14 protein-coding genes are annotated in these 16,894 nt (G+C 59.0%); 8 read left to right on the top strand and 6 right to left on the bottom strand.

The window, feature by feature from the left end:
- The first annotated feature begins 19 nt into the window (after positions 1-19).
- Together H3Z84_RS05940 and H3Z84_RS05945 are read left to right on the top strand one after the other, a co-directional pair.
- The gene (locus H3Z84_RS05940) at positions 20-622 is read left to right on the top strand and encodes a sigma-70 family RNA polymerase sigma factor (RefSeq protein ID WP_323126969.1); all 603 of its coding nucleotides are present in this window, start codon (positions 20-22) and stop codon (positions 620-622) included.
- Positions 619-1,257, top strand: a complete 639-nt coding sequence (locus H3Z84_RS05945; RefSeq protein ID WP_199456835.1) for a ChrR family anti-sigma-E factor — start codon at positions 619-621, stop codon at positions 1,255-1,257. Before H3Z84_RS05940 ends, H3Z84_RS05945 begins: the two co-directional genes overlap by 4 nt.
- A gap of 43 nt (positions 1,258-1,300) precedes the next feature.
- On the opposite strand, the gene H3Z84_RS05950 is transcribed toward H3Z84_RS05945, so the two are convergent.
- Positions 1,301-2,038 carry an SDR family oxidoreductase gene (locus H3Z84_RS05950; protein ID WP_199456836.1) on the bottom strand — a complete coding sequence of 246 codons (738 nt, stop codon included), beginning with the start codon at positions 2,036-2,038 and terminating at the stop codon, positions 1,301-1,303.
- Positions 2,039-2,236: 198 nt separating this feature from the next.
- Between H3Z84_RS05950 and H3Z84_RS05955 the strand changes: the two genes are divergently transcribed.
- Positions 2,237-4,012, top strand: coding sequence for an acyl-CoA dehydrogenase C-terminal domain-containing protein (locus H3Z84_RS05955; RefSeq protein WP_199456837.1), 1,776 nt, complete (start codon positions 2,237-2,239; stop codon positions 4,010-4,012).
- A gap of 199 nt (positions 4,013-4,211) precedes the next feature.
- Here H3Z84_RS05955 and H3Z84_RS05960 read toward each other — a convergent pair whose 3' ends face one another.
- A complete protein-coding gene (locus tag H3Z84_RS05960) occupies positions 4,212-5,369 on the bottom strand; it encodes a helix-turn-helix transcriptional regulator (protein WP_199456838.1) in 1,158 nt (385 codons plus the stop codon).
- A gap of 232 nt (positions 5,370-5,601) precedes the next feature.
- Between H3Z84_RS05960 and H3Z84_RS05965 the strand changes: the two genes are divergently transcribed.
- From H3Z84_RS05965 to H3Z84_RS05975, 3 genes are all read left to right on the top strand, one after another.
- Complete coding sequence (locus H3Z84_RS05965; RefSeq protein WP_199456839.1) at positions 5,602-7,593, top strand: hypothetical protein; 1,992 nt, start codon at positions 5,602-5,604, stop codon at positions 7,591-7,593.
- Positions 7,594-7,741: 148 nt separating this feature from the next.
- A complete protein-coding gene (tcdA, locus tag H3Z84_RS05970; RefSeq protein ID WP_199456840.1) occupies positions 7,742-8,548 on the top strand; it encodes a tRNA cyclic N6-threonylcarbamoyladenosine(37) synthase TcdA in 807 nt (268 codons plus the stop codon).
- Between the two features lie 21 nt (positions 8,549-8,569).
- Positions 8,570-10,435: a cation:proton antiporter gene (locus H3Z84_RS05975; protein WP_199456841.1), complete on the top strand. Its 1,866-nt coding sequence runs from the start codon at positions 8,570-8,572 to the stop codon at positions 10,433-10,435.
- Between the two features lie 27 nt (positions 10,436-10,462).
- Here H3Z84_RS05975 and H3Z84_RS05980 read toward each other — a convergent pair whose 3' ends face one another.
- The 4 genes from H3Z84_RS05980 to H3Z84_RS05995 form a co-directional block, all read right to left on the bottom strand.
- Positions 10,463-11,443: an NADP-dependent oxidoreductase gene (locus tag H3Z84_RS05980; RefSeq protein WP_022987571.1), complete on the bottom strand. Its 981-nt coding sequence runs from the start codon at positions 11,441-11,443 to the stop codon at positions 10,463-10,465.
- 85 nt (positions 11,444-11,528) lie between these two features.
- Positions 11,529-11,999 (bottom strand): acyl-CoA thioesterase, encoded by a 471-nt coding sequence (locus H3Z84_RS05985; RefSeq protein WP_199456878.1) that lies wholly within the window; start codon positions 11,997-11,999, stop codon positions 11,529-11,531.
- Positions 12,000-12,049: 50 nt separating this feature from the next.
- Positions 12,050-13,135, bottom strand: a complete 1,086-nt coding sequence (locus tag H3Z84_RS05990) for an SMP-30/gluconolactonase/LRE family protein (RefSeq protein ID WP_199456879.1) — start codon at positions 13,133-13,135, stop codon at positions 12,050-12,052.
- Positions 13,136-13,226: 91 nt separating this feature from the next.
- Positions 13,227-14,018 carry an alpha/beta fold hydrolase gene (locus tag H3Z84_RS05995; protein ID WP_199456842.1) on the bottom strand — a complete coding sequence of 264 codons (792 nt, stop codon included), beginning with the start codon at positions 14,016-14,018 and terminating at the stop codon, positions 13,227-13,229.
- A gap of 371 nt (positions 14,019-14,389) precedes the next feature.
- On the opposite strand from H3Z84_RS05995, the gene H3Z84_RS06000 reads away from it, so the two are divergent.
- Entirely contained in the window at positions 14,390-15,430 is a 1,041-nt protein-coding gene (locus H3Z84_RS06000; RefSeq protein ID WP_199456843.1) for an AraC family transcriptional regulator, read from the top strand.
- A complete protein-coding gene (cls, locus tag H3Z84_RS06005; protein WP_199456844.1) occupies positions 15,427-16,863 on the top strand; it encodes a cardiolipin synthase in 1,437 nt (478 codons plus the stop codon). Before H3Z84_RS06000 ends, cls begins: the two co-directional genes overlap by 4 nt.
- The last annotated feature ends 31 nt before the right edge of the window (positions 16,864-16,894 follow it).

The following is a 16,894-nucleotide window of genomic DNA, read 5'->3' on the forward strand; positions in this document are numbered from 1 at the left end:
GACCGTCAAGGAGCGTCCGGTGACGACACTGGATAAGCAACCCGCCAAAGCCGAGGGCCGCAGCAAGGACCCGTGGGGAGCCCTGCTGGAAAAAGTCGGCAAGAGCCAGGATCGGGCCGCGTATCACGCCCTGTTCGAGCACTTTGCACCACAGATCAAGTACTACGCCATCTCCAACGGCATGGCCAGCCATGCCGAGGAGCTGGTTCAGGAAGTTTTTATTTCGATCTGGCGCCGCTCGTGCCTGTACGACTGGAAAAAGGCCGCCGCGTCTACCTGGATATTCACCATCGCCCGTAACCAGCGCATCGACATGCTGCGCAAAATGCAGCGCACCAGCGCTGAAATGGCCGTGGAAACCGAAGATTTGTGGCAGATTCCCGGCGAAAACGAAGATGAACCGGTAACCTCCCTTCATCGTCTGATGTCTGAGCGGCGCATTCGCGAATCCCTCAGCCAGTTACCGGAAGAGCAGATTACCGTGATTGCCAAGGTATACATGGAGCATAAGTCACACCAGATGGTGGCCGACGAGCTCGATATCCCGCTGGGTACCGTTAAAAGTCGGGTACGCCTGGCACTGAACAAGCTTAAAGTGATTTTGCAGGACCAGAACGTATGACACGGCACCACCCCGACAGCCTGAGCCTGATGGAGTACAGTGCGGGCAACCTCACGGAGCCCCATGCCCTGTGCATCCGTTTGCACCTGGACCAGTGTGCTCACTGCAGAAGCCGGGTAGACACCCTGAACAGCCTGGGCGCCGTGATGATGGCTAAACAGCCCAAAGTCAGTGTGTCTGATACCAGTTTCGAGCAGCTGATGTCCCGTATCGACAGCGCGCCGGAGCCGGTTTCCCCAATCGCAGAAGCGCCGCGCATGAGCCCGCTGCAAAAACTGCTGGGTGACGACATCAACCAATTGCCCTGGAAACGTCAGCTGGGTGATGTCAGCGTGCTGGACATCACCGAGAAGTTCCCTGGCCAGGGCGAACGTGTGGTGCTGCAAAAACTGGTAGCAGGTGGCAAGGCTCCGGCCCACACCCACCGCGGCACTGAAACCACCATCGTGCTGCAGGGTGCTTTCTCGGACCAAAAAGGCGTGTTCAATCAGTGGGACTTCGTCGTGCTGAACGAGGAAGACGAACACAAACCGGTAGCCGTTGGCTGCGAAGACTGCATTACCCTGTCGGTTCTGAGCGCACCGCTGAAGCTTACCGGCACCTTTACCCGCCTTCTGAACCCGTTTATTCGATGACCTTTACCGCCGCAGCCCGTCTGCGGCGGCTTTTTCCCCGCTTTTACCAAGGCAAGTCGCTGCCATCCCAGCTGATAAAGCGGCCGTTATCATGCTCCTGCAAGGCTTCAATAACCCGGAACAGATTGTCTGCCGTGCCCTCAGGCTCGTGCACCGTCAGGTTCGCCAGAGACTGGCTGAACGGTTCACTCAGCCCCGACCGGGTGGTTCCCGGATGCAGCGCCACGCAGGCTACAGGCCGATAACGCCGGGGCAGCTCCACCGACAGGTTTTTCACCAGCATATTCAGCGCCGCTTTCGAGCAGCGGTAGGCATACCAGCCACCCAGGTGATTATCGCTGATGGAGCCCACCTTGGCTGAAATGGCGGCCACACGGGTTAGCTGCGGCCCCCGGAACCAGGGCGACAACGCCTGCACCAGAAGCCCGAACCCGACACAGTTCACCTGGAAGGCCCTGGCCAGATTATCCGCCGTCAAGTCCTCAAGGCGCTTCTCCGGAAACATGCGGTCGTCGTGCAGCAACCCGGCGGCGTAGACCAGCCGGTGAATGCCTCCGGAATCCGCCAGCGTTTGTGCCAGTTCATCATCCACCTCCAGCGGCACTGCAGACTCCGCGTCCCAGGGCCGCAGCTGCAGTCCTGGCGGCTTCCCCATCGCTTCCGTTGCCTTGTCCGGATTCCGGCAAAGACCGATCACCGGTTGCTCCGGAAACTCATCCAGATACTTCAAGGCCAGTGCCTGGCCAATCGCGCCGGATATACCGGCAATGATGGCTGCCATTGTGCTCTCCCCTGTCGTAGCCAAGGTTGTGATCAAACCGATTCATTCCAACCATACGAAAAAACAATGCAATCGGGCTCGCCTTCAGCAAACCAAAAGATTCAAACAGCCGTATGAATGATCACATCGACTTGGTACCCCCCGTGCAAGGCGAATACCGGTAGCCCCGAGCTACCCACCGATAACAGGAGAGAGTCCATGCAATATCAGGCACCTGCCAATGATCTTCGCTTTTTGCTGTTTGATGTCCTTGGTGCAGACAAGCTGCACGAACTGGAAAAATACGCCGATGCCACGCCCGACCTGATCTCGGCCGTGATCGACGAAGCCGGCAAACTGGCCGCGGAAGTGATCCAGCCCACCAACCAGGTTGGCGATCGCCAGGGCTGCAGCTACGACCCGGAGACCAAGCTGGTCAAAACCCCGGATGGTTTCAAGGCCGCTTACGACAAATTCGTGGAAGGTGGCTGGACCGCACTGGACGCACCCATCGAGTTCGGTGGCCAGGGCCTGCCCCACACCCTGAAATTCGTGGTAGACGAAATGGTGTGCTCCACCAACCTGTCGCTGGGTATGTATCCGGGCCTGACCCACGGCGCCATCAGCGCCCTTTACGCCCATGGCTCCGACGAGCTGAAGCAGACCTACCTGGAAAAACTGATCTCCGGTGAGTGGACCGGCACCATGTGCCTGACCGAGCCCCAGTGCGGCACCGATCTGGGCCTGATCCGCACCAGGGCAACCCCGAACGACGACGGCAGCTACGCCATCGAAGGTACCAAGATCTGGATTACCGGCGGCGAACACGACCTGGTCGACAACATTGTGCACCTGGTACTGGCCAAGCTGCCGGGCGCACCGGATACCACCAAGGGCATTTCCCTGTTTGTGGTGCCCAAGTTCCTGCCGGATTCCGGCGAGCGCAACCCGGCCCTCTGTGGTGGCCTTGAGCACAAGATGGGCATCAAGGGTTCCGCCACCTGCGTGATGAACTTCGAAGGCGCCAAGGGCTGGCTGGTGGGCGAGCCCAACAAGGGCATGAGCGCCATGTTCACCATGATGAACGAAGCCCGTCTGATGGTGGGCATGCAGGGCCTGGGCCTGGCGGAAATGGCTTACCAGGAGAGCCTGGCCTTCGCCAAAGAGCGTCTGCAAAGCCGCTCCCTGAGTGGCCCGAAGAATCCCGACGGCCCGGCAGACCCGATCATTGTGCACCCGGATGTACGCCGTATGCTGATGCGTCAGAAGGTACTGAACGAAGGCATGCGTGCACTGGCACTGTTTACCGGCCACCAGCTGGATCTCTCCGTGGCACACCCGGACGAAAAGGTGCGTGAAAACGCCGATGACCTGGTGCAACTGCTGACGCCGGTGGTGAAAGCCTTCCTCACCGACGAAGGCTACAACAACGCCAACTGGGGCCAGCAGGTGCTGGGCGGATCCGGCTTTACCCAGGACTGGCCGCTGGAACAACTGGTGCGTGATGGCCGTATCGCCCGCATCTACGAAGGCACCAACGGCATCCAGGCCATGGACCTGGTAGGCCGCAAGCTGGCCCTGAAAGGTGGCCAGCTGGTACGCGCCCTGTTTGCCGAGCTGACCGGCTACCTGAAGGACAACCCGGAAGCACCCTACCGGGAAGAACTGAAAGGCGCCATCAAGGGCCTGGAACAGGCCACCCTGTGGCTAGCCCAGAACGCTCCGAAAGACCCGGAGCAGGCTGGTGCCGCAGCCACACCGTACCTGCGGCTGATGGCCCTGACCGTGATTGGTTACCTGTGGTCACGGATGGCGGGCGTTGCAGGCCAGCAACTTGAGGCCGGTGAAGGCAACAAGCCATTGCTGGAAAGCAAGCAGGCCTCTGCCCGCTTCTACTTCGAAAAGCTGATGCCGGAAACCGACTGGCTGCTGAAAGACATCCAGAGCGGAAAAGACAGCCTGATGTCGCTTTCCGATGAGCACTGGGTGGCCTGACGCGCCACAAATGCCGGCCAGACCAAAAATCTGGCCGGAAATGACCGGTAAATGTCCATTCATGACCTTTATCAAGACATGTTTCCGGTCAATAATGAATACGTTGATTAGTGTCTCTGAACTAGTCCAACCCGCCTCCTTGTGAGGTTGGTACCTTCTTGAAGCCGCGCACTGCGCGGCTTTTTTTGTGGACAGATAATCAAACAGAGGTGCAGGCCCGGGACAACAGTGACACCAGCTCGCCCTGACGACGGGTGCCGGTTTTCCGGAATATATTGTTGAGGTGATACTTCACGGTTTCCCGTGACCGTCCCGAGATTACCGCAATATCCGACAAGCTCTGGCCACAAACAAGCTCAGCCGCAACCACCGCTTCCGCATCCGTCAGATCAAACAGACTCTTTAGCAGGTCGGCACTAATTTCGTTGCTCCAGCTCCAATCGTGTAATGTAACGAGCGCCCCCTGCGCTAGGCTCCCTGCCTCAGCCGTTCCCTGCAGGGGAGTCACCACCAGCGTGATGCGCTGCTGCCCGTGTTCAAGACTGAAAACCTGGTCATCAAGCTCCCGCCTGGCAATCGACGCCTCAACAGCAGCAGACAAGAGAACGGCAAACTGCCGCGCACTCTCGTTCCCATGGGCCACCAGCATGCCATCACTGTTTACCCTTAAACCGGCGTTGCGTTTCAGGATGTCATCCGCTTTGCCATTCCTGAAGGCCACCCGGAAGGATGCATCACAAACGATGATGCCTCGATTGACACGCTCGAGTACCAACCGCTCAACCGCCGGACCACACCGCCGCTGCATCAGCCGGGTATACAGGCCCACAGCTCGATGCAGGTGGGGTAAGAATCCATCAAAGACCTTGAGTTCTTCATAACTGAATTCAGGTTGATCAGGAGAACGCTGCATTCCGAAAAAGTTGAGGTAATACCCGTCCATATAGGCAATCGCTCCGGCAGCTTCACAAGCCCCGTAGCTTTCCAGCCACTCTCCTGCCCGGGTATCGCGCCGCAAGCGCTTAACATCCGGGCCAAGATCGATGTTACTGGCGACAAACCTGCAGTTACCTTCGCGATTGACCGATATCGCTTTTTCAACCAGTACGTCCCTATGGGAGACATGCTCGGAATAGAAACGCAGAGCCTCTTCGGGAATATTCACGGTCCAGGTACCGAGAAGAGAGTTTGCCGCAGTGTCGTAGATCGCAAACGATGCACTGTGGCCGTTAAACACCTGGATAAACCGCTGCAGAAACGGAAAGAAACCTTGTTCCGAGGTAACCGAATCGTAGATCAGGCCGATCAGTTCATGGAAGTCATGATTGAAAAAGCCTTCCCGGTCGGAGCAATGCACAGCGGTCCACTCTTGTATCGATGTTTCCTACACAATTTAGTGTAGGTTTCAAAGATATTCCAACCGCTTATAGTTACAAATTTCATACAAATAGCCGGCCCGCACTCCCCAAACGGGTGGGGCACCCCCCGACCACCCCTGCTATACCTCAATAACCCTTCCTCAGGGAGCCTTCGGGCAGAGCCTGGTTCATCCGGCGAATCAGGGTACTTTTTTGAATCAAGGAGTTGTTATGAACGGTTTTAAAAAACTGGCGTTGGCCGCAGCGGTCTCATCGGTTGTTGGTATTGCGGGATGTGGAGGAAGTAGCGGTGGAGGGAGTACCGGGGGCGAGACAGTATCCGGAGAAACTATTTCAGGTACCGCCACCGCTCCTGGTGAAGAAGGTACTATAGCCAGCTTTACCCAGCCGAGTATTTTTGAAGTCGCATTGAACTTTGTTGTAGCTCCTGTTGCTGCAGCCATTACCGGGCTCAACCCCGTAAAAGGTGCCACGGTAGAACTCATTCGCGTGGATGATGAGGGCAACCAAATCGGCGACGTGCTCGCTCAAACCTCCACGTCAACAACAGGAAACTACAAGCTAACACTGCCGCAAGGCGTTAACCTTGCAGGTAATCTCGTGGTTCGAATTACCGGGCAAAACAATAAGCAACTGCGCGCACAGGTTGTCGAAAAAGACGTCGATATAAACCCGGTGTCCGAGTTTGTTCTTCGCAAGTTCATCGAGACGGGTGCCGACCTAGATCAGTTGGTTGTCACCGATGTGGTCAAACTCAGTGGCAAGGTTGAAGAGTTTGATCTGACTGCCGGGGCCAATCTTGATGAAATGTTCAGCACACTGGAGAGCGAAGTCGGCGATTTCGTAGAGAGCGAGGTTGCCGTGGTAGCCGGTGGCAAGGGTGAGGCCAGCACAGTCGCTGGCGATTACCGGAGCGCCGCCTTCGCACTTGAACTCCACGACGCTGAAAATCACAGTTCGGGCACCTATGCCCACAGTTTGTGGGCATCCAGTTTTCAGCTGGCAGACGGTGGCGAAAACGTCGTCAACGTCACCCTGGTCGATGAAGATGATCTTTACGGAAGCCGGGGAGGCCCATCCTTGTCCAGCGCTGAATGGCTCAACCATGAGTCCGAATTCGAAGAGGTTAATGAAACCTTCGACGGCATTCTGACCCAATCGGGCATCCTCGCTATCCAGGGCGAGTTCGAAGAGGAAATCGAAGAGGAGGAAGGCTGGCGCTGGCCTGCAGTAACCTACAATCTGGTGCAGGCTGGTGAGCGAGGCCTGTTTTTTGTCCAACCCAATGAAGCCAGCGTTCGTTACGCCGTGATCGATACCAACGACGACGGCACACCCGATGCGCTAGACCCCTCCCAGAAACTGGGCGACGAGATCTCCCGGTCTTTTGAGGTCTTTGCACGGCAACCAACCAACTTTCAGAGCAGCGACCTGTCAGGCCAGTTTGGCCGGGTTTATATCGCGTCTGAAATCACGACCGGTGAGCTGATACTGAAAACCGAAGTCAACACCATCACCTTCGACGGCAATGGAAACTTCAACTACGCAGAGGTCATGGAAGGACATGGTCACCAGATCAGTCTTTCAGCAAGTGGCCCGGGCTATGTACCGATTACAGACCCAGCGGACACTGGCACCTTTGTTGTCGACAGTTCCGGTGATATCACAGAGGCCGGTGGTGAGCCTGCCGATGGTTTTATTAACGATACCGGCGACTTCATTGTCATGTCTGGCGGCGATGGCGAGCTTGGCAGTTACTCTGAGCTCGACATGACCCTGATGACCAAGCTGCCCACAGACAGTGGGCCCAGCGTGGCAGGCAAGCAATACCGGTTACAACTTATTTCGATGAAACTGGATACTCAGGAGCGTTTCCTGCTTTCCAGCAGCAAGTTCAATACTTTCCTGACCATGGCAAGTGAAACCGAAGGCGCAATCAGCGGTGGCTTCCTGGAAGTAGAAAAGATCACCCTGGGTGGGCAGCTATCTGTTTCTACCGACATGGTGGATGGTGCAGAGGCCTCTGCCAGCATCAGTGCCAACGGTGCAACGACGATAACCGTCGGTAGCTCTGAGGGTTCAACAACCTTGGATGGGTTCTTCAATGCAGACGCCTCACTTGGCTTGTTTGCACTGCGCTGGGAACCCACCGAGGGCGATCCGGATGAACTGGGGCTCGTGATTCTGACCGAGACAAACTAAGACCTGACCCGCAACCAAGCAGCGGCAAAAAGGCGGGCTCCCATGAGCCCGCCTTTTTGTTCTGAACCCACATGGTCGTCAGGAGGCTCGCTGCGGTACAATCTGCGCCAAATTCATGTTGAACTCTTCTGCCTACCGGAAAGCCTCAATGGCATCAAACCCTGCACAGACCGACGACTACGCTTTCCGCTTCGGCGGCATAGAACGCCTTTACGGCCGCAAAGCCCTGAACGCGTTCCGCAATGCCCACATCGCCATTGTCGGCCTCGGCGGCGTTGGTTCCTGGGCGGCAGAATCCCTGGCGCGCAGTGGCATTGGCGCCATCACGCTGATTGATATGGACGACATCTGCGTGTCCAACACCAACCGCCAGTTGCACGCATTGCAGGGCCAGTATGGCCGCACCAAGACCGATGCCATGGCTGAGCGGCTGCGGGCCATCAATCCCCAGGCGGATATCCGGGTGCACTTCGGGTTCCTGACCACTAAAAACGTGGCGGAGCTGATTACTGAAGATATGACCGGGGTGGTGGATGCTATCGACAGCGTGAAGGCCAAGGCGGCGCTGATTGCCCACTGCCAGAGGCGCAAGATTCCGATTGTCTGTGCCGGCGGTGCCGGGGGGCAGATGGACCCGACCCAGATCCAGGTGGCCGACCTGAGCAAGACCACCCAGGATCCATTGCTGGCCAAGGTTCGTAATATGCTGCGTCGGGAATACGGCTTTTCGCGAAATCCCAAGCGGCGTTTTGGCATTGAGGCCGTATACTCTCTGGAGCAGCTGACTTATCCGGCGGCCGATGGCGAAGTGTGCCTGCAGAAGCCGGCCACAGACGGCCCGGTAAGGCTGGATTGTGCCTCGGGTTTTGGCGCCGCCAGCCCGGTAACCGCCAGCTTCGGATTCTTTGCCGCGTCCCGGCTGCTGAACAGAATTGCACGCAAAGCCAACCTTTAATTAACCAACCGGAACCCGCTTATGGCCATTAGCACCACCCTGATCCTCGCAGGTATCGGCGTTACCTCCCTGATTTGCCAATGGGCTGCCTGGCGGGTTCGTATGCCGGCCATCCTGTTTCTGCTCGCTGGCGGCATCATCGCCGGCCCGGTAACGGGCTTTCTGCATCCGGAAGATATCTTTGGCGACATCCTGTTTCCGATGATTTCGCTGGCGGTGGCCATCATTCTGTTCGAAGGCAGCCTGACGCTCCGGTACGAGGAAATCAAAGGCCACGGCAAGATGGTGCGCAACCTGATCCCGGTCGGCACCATTGTTACCTGCATTATCGGCACCCTGGCCGCCCGCTGGATCCTGGAGGTGTCCTGGGAAGTGTCCCTGTTGTTTGGCGCCATTTCCGTGGTAACCGGGCCAACGGTGATTGCACCGCTGCTACGGGCGGTGCGGCCCACCTCCAAGCTGGCCAATATCCTGACCTGGGAAGGCATTATCATTGACCCGGTCGGCGCCCTGCTGGCGGTGCTGGTGTTCGAAGGAATTGTGTCCTGGGGCCAGGGCAATGTCTTCAGCCACTCCCTGTATATTTTCGGCAAAACCCTGCTGGTGGGTTTCCTGATCGGCGCGGCAGCCGGTTACCTGAATGGCCTGGTGCTTCGCAAGCACTGGATTCCCCAGTACCTGCACAATGCCGGCACGCTGACCTTCATGCTCGGTGTGTTTGCCATTTCCAACGAGATGGCCCATGAGTCCGGCCTGTTGACCGTGACGGTAATGGGCATCTGGATGGCCAACATGAAACAGGTGCCGATCGACAGCATCCTGGAGTTCAAGGAATCCCTCAGCGTACTGCTGATCTCGGCCCTGTTTATCATCCTTGCCGCCCGGGTAGAATTTACCGCCATTGCCGACCTGGGCTGGGGCCTGGTGGCAGTGCTGGCCTGCCTGATGCTGGTGGCCCGGCCTGCCAGTATCTTTCTGTCGGCCATCGGTACGTCCCTCACATGGCGAGACAAACTTTACCTGAGCTGGATTGCGCCCCGGGGTATCGTGGCAGCTGCTGTCTCCGCCCTGTTCGCTTTCCAGCTGGAACGGATCGGCTATGAGAGCGCCGGCGTGCTGGTGCCGTTGGTGTTCATGCTGATCATTACCACGGTGGTGATCCAGAGCCTGACGGCACGGCCGGTCGCCAAGCTGCTGGGCGTACAGGAACCGCCGGCCCATGGCTTCCTGATTCTGGGTGCCAACCCGGTAGCCCGCCTGATTGCCCAGGCCCTGAAAAAACACGAAATTCCGGCCATGCTGACCGATACCAACTGGGAAAACGTGCGCCAGGCCCGCATGGAGAACCTGCCGGTGTATTTCGGCAACCCGGCTTCGGAACATGCTGCGAAACATATGGACCTGACCGGCATCGGCAACCTGCTGATCCTGTCGCCGTACAAACAGATGAACAGCCTGGCCACATATCACTTCCTGGACTGGTTCGGCGAGCACTCGGTATTCGGGTTGACGGAAGGCGACCAGGACCAGCGCGCCCGCCTGCAAACCGCCGGCAAGGTGCAGCAGACCCGGGGTCTGTTTGACGGTGTGAGCTATGCCAAGCTGGCCAGTCTGGTGAGCCAGGGCTATACGGTGAAGACCACCCAGCTGAGCGAGGAGTTCAGTTACGAGCAGTTCCTGAACCAGTACCAGAACGAAGCCCTGGTGCTGTTTGTGATGGACGGGCGGGAACACATCCATCCGGTAAAAGCGATGGATGACCTGGAGCCGGAAGACGACTGGGTTCTGATCAGCCTGGTGCCACCACAGCCCCAGAAAGAACGGAAAGAGCGAGCATCCGATACCGACGACCAGAAACCCGCCAGCAACGAAGAGCAGCAGGCCTGACGGCCTGCTGAATCCAGCGGGGGCAGATCAGCGGCAGTCGAGCACCAGCTTGCCCCGCACGTGGCCTGCTTCCAGCAGGTCGTGGGCGTCACGAGCCTGCTCAAGCGGGAATACCCGGTCAACATGCACCCGCACATCGCCGTCTTCGATCAGCTCGGCAATTTCTTCCAGGTGGAAAACGTCCGGCCGGGTTTTCATGCCGTGGGCCCTCACGCCCATGGCTTCCGCGGCACTGACCACCTCATCGGCGGTCACCGTGGGAATGGTCACCAGCACACCGGATTCCGACAGGGTCTGCAATGACCGCTTGCCGGTTTCACCACCGATCAAATCCAGCACCACGTCCAGTCCATAGCACTCGTCCGCAATGTCGGTGGTGTGGTAATCAATCACTTCATGCACGCCCAGCTCGGCCAGGAAATCCCGGTTACTCGCAGACGCCGTGGCAATCACATGGGCACCGCGTTCCAGGGCGAACTGAACAGCAAAGTGGCCAACGCCTCCAGCCCCGGCGTGGATCAGGATCTTCTGCCCGGACTCCAACCCGGCCACTTCAAACAATGCCTGCCAGGCGGTCAGTGCTGCCAGCGGTACGCCTCCTGCGGTAACCAGGTCCAACTCTTCCGGCACGATGGCCAGTTCATCAGCCCGGGCCACCGCGTACTGGGCATAGGCCCCGCCAGACTCGGCAAAGCCGATCATGCCCATCACCCGGTCCCCCGGAGCCAGGGTGGTCACGTCATCGGCCACGGCCACGACTTCGCCGGCGGCATCGTAGCCCGGGGTCCACGGCATGCGGCCTTCGATCTGCGTGGCGACAAAACCCAGGCCTTTGCGGGTTTTCCAGTCGATGGGGTTCAGGCCGGCGCCGTGGACTCGAATCAACACTTCGCCTCCGGCGGGCACAGGTACCGGAGACTCCGTTACCTGCAGAACATCACTGCCCCCAAACCGGTCATAGACCACGTGGCGCATCGGCACAGCGTCAGTTGCTTCAGAGGATTCCATGGGTGTCTCCAGACAACAATGAGTCAAGCGCCTGAACAGGCGCGCAGTTTCAGCTTCAGACTAGCAGAATTTCACCCGGCAGGCTTTATAGGGGCAAACCACGACCACCCGGCACCAGGGCACCGGAGAGGATTTCGGCAAAGGCTTTCGGTGCCCGGGACGGCCGCTGGCTCTTCATATCCACGCAGGCATGGGTTGAAAGCCCCCGCAGCAGGGTTTTGCCATCGGCCACGCGAATCAGCTGGAACTGACGGGCCGAGCGGAACCGGCCGTCCCAGTCCGTCAGCCAGGTACCCAGCACCAGCTCGTCGCCGGCATTGGCAGACAACAGGTAATCCACCTCGGTGTGGGTGATGGCCATGGCCTTGCCGGTTTCTTCGTGCAGGGCCCAGGTCATCCCCAGGCTTTCGATGTGGGCCCAGCTGACGTCTTCCATCCAGCGCACGTAGACCACGTTATTGGCGTGGCCGAGGCGGTCGGTGTCTTCTTCCCGCACGGTGATGGGCAGGATGAACGGATCCGGCAGATCCCAGTTGTGTGCTTGTGACTCACTCATGGCTGTTTCATCGCTCAAGGCTGTTTCATCGCTCATGGCTGTTTCATCGCTCAAGGCTGCTCCCCCAGACCGGAAATAGCCTGCAAAGGTAGCCGGCCGATGCGGTCATTGTGAAGTGAACCAAAGTATAGAAAGCCGTTGTGCGGGTTCACCGAGGTGATTTCCTGCAAATGGCTGCCGGTGGTGTCGTGCAGGCTGGTGAGCATACGGCCGCGGTCATCAAAGGCCACTACCAGGCCGTATTCCTCCGGCTCGGGCTGGAAGCCGGCAGGCAGGCGAGCAACCAGGTTCTTCATCCAGGGCCGGCGGTGCATGGCGTCCACCTGGGGGTTACGCAGGGTCGGGAAGGCAACCCAGTAACGGCCCCGTTCATCCACGGCCAGGTTGTCCGGGAAACCGGGCAGGTTGTCTGCAAACACTTCGGTACGGCCGGCTTTCGGGCCGTTGATCCAGTATTTCAGGATGCGGTATTTCCAGGTTTCGTTTACCAGCAGGTAGTCACCATCCGGAGACACCGCCACGCCATTGGCAAAATACAGGTTACGCAGCAGTACTTCGGTTCTGCGGGTTTTCGGGTTGTAGCGCAGCAAGCGACCGTGGGGGCGCATTTCCAGCAGGTCCAGGATGTAATCCGGCTGGCGGAAGCGGGAGCTGGCATCGGTAAAGTAGATACGACCATCCGTGGCGACAATCACATCGTCGGTGAACCGGAACGGTGTGCCTTCCGCCTCCCGGGTGAGCACGGTAATCTCACCGTCCGGCGCTATCGACAGCAAGCCCTTCCAGGCATCCGCCACAATCAGGTTACCCTGGCGATCAAACACCATGCCCAGTGGCCGGCCTTCGGTCTGCAGCCAGGTTTCCACACGGCCGTCAGGAAATACCCGAACGATTTTGCCGTCCTGGGTGCCGGTATAGAGCACGCCGTTGGCATCCACCGTGGTGTCTTCCGGGCCGTACACCTGGCCCCGGGCCAGCAGATCGGCCTGTCGCAGCTGGTTATTGGGCGCCAGGATTCCGGTCAGGGCCGGAGGCTCGGGCGGCTCCCAGGCCTTGCTGTCGACAGGGGATGGTGTCAGCAGAAAGCTGCCCACCAGCACAAAGAGCACCAATATTGCGGCCAGTAACCATTTCATCATGCACGCCCGATCCGTTTTATGATTCTTCGTTTTGGACCACTCACCTTAGCAGACATCCACCGGTTGCCGGCAATGGCCGCGTCACACCTTACTGCTCCAGAAACCGCCGGCACAGGGTGGCGAAGGTATCGGCTTTTTCGGCGTGCAGCCAATGGCCGGTGCCTTCGATAATTTTCAGTTCGGCGTTCGGAAACAAGCGGCGGATGGTGTCCTGGTGTTTTTCCTGGATGTAGGCCGAGTCTGCGCCCTTGATAAAGAGCACCGGCCCTTCAAACGGGCCATCACCCTCCGGTGCGTCCGCCAGGTTCTGGTAATGGGCATCAATTACCGGCAGGTTCAGGCGCCAGCGGAAGATGATATCGCTGTCGGTCTGTTCTTCGGCCGGAATACGCTCCAGGTTCTTGAGCAGGAACTGGCGCACACCGGGGATTTCCACGAATTCTGCCAGCCGCTCGTCTGCCTGTTTGCGGGATTTGACCCCGTTCAGGTCGAGGCTTTTCATACCTTCGAGGATGTCGTCATGGCGGGGGTGGTAGGTCACCGGGGCAATGTCCGCCACGATGATGGCTTTCACCCGCTGCGGATAACTCAGGGCCACCTGCATGGCCACCTTTCCACCCATGGAGTGGCCCAGAATAGTGGCCTGGTCCAGCCCCTGGGCATCCATGTAGGCGATGATATCGGCGGCCATGGCCGAATAGTTCATTTCATCGCTGTGGGGAGAACTGCCGTGGTTGCGCTCGTCCAGCGCGTGAATCTGCCAGTTATCTTCCAGCCGGCGGGCAATGCCGCCCAGGTTCTCGAGGGATCCGAACAATCCGTGCAACAGGATCAGCGGCTCTCCCTGGCCGGAAATACGGTGATTCAGTTCAACGCCCATACGCAGGCAACCTCCGGTTATCTGAATGAACCGGATACACTACCACCGCCAGTGCACGGGGCAAGGGAAAATTCAGGCAGAAAAAAACCGGACAAAGGCCCGGCTAAATGGTCACATACATTACGACTGAGAAATCAGCAATAGAAGATGCTGTCCAGATACTCAGCCAGCGCCACGATGTTTTCGCGCTCGCTCTGGGTACGGGGAACAAAGATTTCCTGTGTCATACAACACCTCCAATTGGCGTTATGGCTACTTCAACCTGATGCCACACATGCTATCGTTTAAGGTGTTGATACCCGTTGACCAGCTGTGCCAATCGTTTGACATTTTGTATCAGCCTGAACCGAACCGCGGAGCCAGCGAACACCATGCATCCCCAAGCGGACCCAGCAACAACGCCCCATGTGGCGGCCTCCAGCACCCTTGCGCTGGTGCATTACCTCGAAAAGCAGGGCCTGCTGGACCGTGCCCGGGTGGAAGACATCGCAGGGGTGCGCCTGGAAGAACTGGATGACCCGGACCTGCGCATTCCCGCCAGCATTCACTACCAGCTATGGAAACTGGCCGAGCAGCTGACCGCAGACCCGGGCGTGGGCCTGCACGCGGGACAAGTGATCGACCCGGAACGCATGGGGCTGGTAGGCCATGTGTTCTTCAATTGCGACACCCTGGGAGAAGCCGTTATCCAGTACGTAAGGCTGCACCGACTGATCAACGAATCGGTGACGCTCAGCTTCGAGCAGACGCCGGAGCAGGCCATTCTGACCTGGCAACCGGATAACCCGGCCCACTACTGCCGGCAGGACATGGACCGCACCCTGGCCGCCGCCCTGTGCCGCACCCGGCACTTTATTCATCGGGGCATCGAGGCAGACTGGGTGGAAATTGCCCATCCGGAACCGGATTACGCCGCGGAATACCAGAAGCTGTTCGGCGGCCAGGTCCTGTTCGGCTGTGGCATTACCCGCATGGCCTTTGCCAGCAAGCACCTGGGGCACCGCATTCCGCACCGCAACCCCTATGTGTATTCGGCGGTACTGAAACAGGTAAACGCCGTACTGGCCCGGCTGCAAACCCGCCGGTCATTCAGCCGCAAAGTACGCCGGCTGATCTCCCGGCAAATGGCGACCGACCGTATTGACGCCGACACCCTGGCCAGGCAATGCCACATGAGCCGGCAAACCCTGTACCGCAGGCTGAAAAAAGAAGGCCTGAGCTTCCACGACCTGGTGGAACAGGTCCGCAAAGACAAGGCGCTGCGCTATGTTGCCGACGATCAATATGCCCTGGGCGAAATTGCTTTCCTGCTCGGGTTCTCCGAACTCAGCGCCTTCAGCCGCGCCTTCAAGCGCTGGACCGGCATGGCCCCCGCGCAATACCGGGCCAGGCACCAGGAGGCAAGCGCATGACCGGTGATACGCTGTCCTGGCTCGCCATCCCCCTGGCCTTGCTGTACCTGTCAGCCATCGCCTGCATCTATCGCATTCTCCTGACCTACCGCACCTCCCAGGGTGCCATTGCCTGGATTATTGCCTTGCTGGGCCTGCCCTACCTTGCCGTGCCGGCGTTCCTGCTGTTCGGACGCATCCGCTTTGGCGGCTACGTAAAGGCCCGGCGCATGGGCAACAAGGATTTGTCTGACCTGCTTGACACCTTTGAGAACCAGAGTACGTCGATCGCCAAGCCCGGCGACCGGCACTTCAGCGATGAACTGCAGGTGCTGTGCAAACTCAGCCGGCAGCCGTTTACCAGCGGTAACCGCTGCACGCTGCTGCGGGATGGCGAGGCCACCTTCGAGGCCCTGTTCGAAGCCATGGAACAGGCCACCCACTATATCCTGCTGGAGTTTTACATCGTGCGCTCCGATAAGGTGGGCCACCGGATCAAGGAAATCCTGGAGCGCAAACTGGCGGAAGGTGTGTCGGTGTGGTTTCTGTACGACGACATCGGCAGTGTCTCCCTGTCCCGCCGCTGGCTCAACGAACTGAGCGCCGCCGGGGCACGGGTTGCCTCCTTTGGCGACGGCAACATCCGCCGCCGGCGCTTCCAGATCAACTTCCGCAACCATCGCAAGCTGCTGGTGTGTGACGGCCACACCGGCTTTGTCGGTGGCATCAACCTGGGCGACGAATACCTGGGAACTGCCATGGACCAGGAGCCCTGGCGGGATACCCACTGCCGTATCGACGGGCCGGCGGTCATCGGCCTGCAACTGGCCTGGCTGGAAGACTGGAACTGGGCCAGCAACGACCGTCCCGAGCTGGAATGGGCGCCGGCAGAGCCACCTCCGGGGCAGCAGGAAGTGCTGGTACTGCCCTCCGGCCCGGCCGACACCTGGGAAACCTGCACCCTGTTTTTCCTGAACTGCATCAACAACGCCCGAACCCGCCTGTGGATCGCCTCGCCCTACTTCGTGCCGGATTTCCAGATCATGAACGCGCTGCAGCTGGCGGCACTGCGTGGCGTGGATGTACGCATCCTGATTCCGGAGAAATCCGACAGCCCGCTGATCCGGGTAGCGGCCTATTCCTACCTGGTGCAGGCCAGCCAGGCCGGCATCGGCATCTATCGTTACCAGCCGGGCTTCATGCACCAGAAGGTGGTACTGGTGGACGACCGCTATGCGGCCCTGGGCACTGCCAACATGGATAACCGCTCCATGCGCCTGAACTTCGAGATCATGGCCATTAACACCCACCCGGAGTTCATCGGGCAGGTAGAGCAGATGCTGGAAGACGACCTGAAACAGTGCCGGCTGATGACCGAAAGCGACTACCAGGACCGCTCACTTCCGTTCCGCCTGGGCTGTCGTGCCGTACGGTTGCTGGCACCGCTTCTTTGAACTGGTTCTCAGTGCAGGCTTGTGCCAATAT

The sequence above is a fragment of the Marinobacter sp. bablab_jr003 genome (assembly GCF_016464245.1).
GTDB lineage: Bacteria > Pseudomonadota > Gammaproteobacteria > Pseudomonadales > Oleiphilaceae > Marinobacter > Marinobacter vinifirmus.

Bases quoted from the DNA above. Each gene is read 5' to 3' on its own strand.
- H3Z84_RS05945 (WP_199456835.1), top strand. From the start codon at position 619: ATGACACGGCACCACCCCGACAGCCTGAGCCTGATGGAGTACAGTGCG.
- H3Z84_RS05950 (WP_199456836.1), bottom strand. From the start codon at position 2,038: ATGGCAGCCATCATTGCCGGTATATCCGGCGCGATTGGCCAGGCACTG.
- H3Z84_RS05955 (WP_199456837.1), top strand. From the start codon at position 2,237: ATGCAATATCAGGCACCTGCCAATGATCTTCGCTTTTTGCTGTTTGAT.
- H3Z84_RS05965 (WP_199456839.1), top strand. From the start codon at position 5,602: ATGAACGGTTTTAAAAAACTGGCGTTGGCCGCAGCGGTCTCATCGGTT.
- tcdA (WP_199456840.1), top strand. From the start codon at position 7,742: ATGGCATCAAACCCTGCACAGACCGACGACTACGCTTTCCGCTTCGGC.
- H3Z84_RS05975 (WP_199456841.1), top strand. From the start codon at position 8,570: ATGGCCATTAGCACCACCCTGATCCTCGCAGGTATCGGCGTTACCTCC.
- H3Z84_RS05980 (WP_022987571.1), bottom strand. From the start codon at position 11,443: ATGGAATCCTCTGAAGCAACTGACGCTGTGCCGATGCGCCACGTGGTC.
- H3Z84_RS05985 (WP_199456878.1), bottom strand. From the start codon at position 11,999: ATGAGTGAGTCACAAGCACACAACTGGGATCTGCCGGATCCGTTCATC.
- H3Z84_RS05990 (WP_199456879.1), bottom strand. From the start codon at position 13,135: ATGAAATGGTTACTGGCCGCAATATTGGTGCTCTTTGTGCTGGTGGGC.
- H3Z84_RS05995 (WP_199456842.1), bottom strand. From the start codon at position 14,018: ATGGGCGTTGAACTGAATCACCGTATTTCCGGCCAGGGAGAGCCGCTG.
- H3Z84_RS06000 (WP_199456843.1), top strand. From the start codon at position 14,390: ATGCATCCCCAAGCGGACCCAGCAACAACGCCCCATGTGGCGGCCTCC.
- cls (WP_199456844.1), top strand. From the start codon at position 15,427: ATGACCGGTGATACGCTGTCCTGGCTCGCCATCCCCCTGGCCTTGCTG.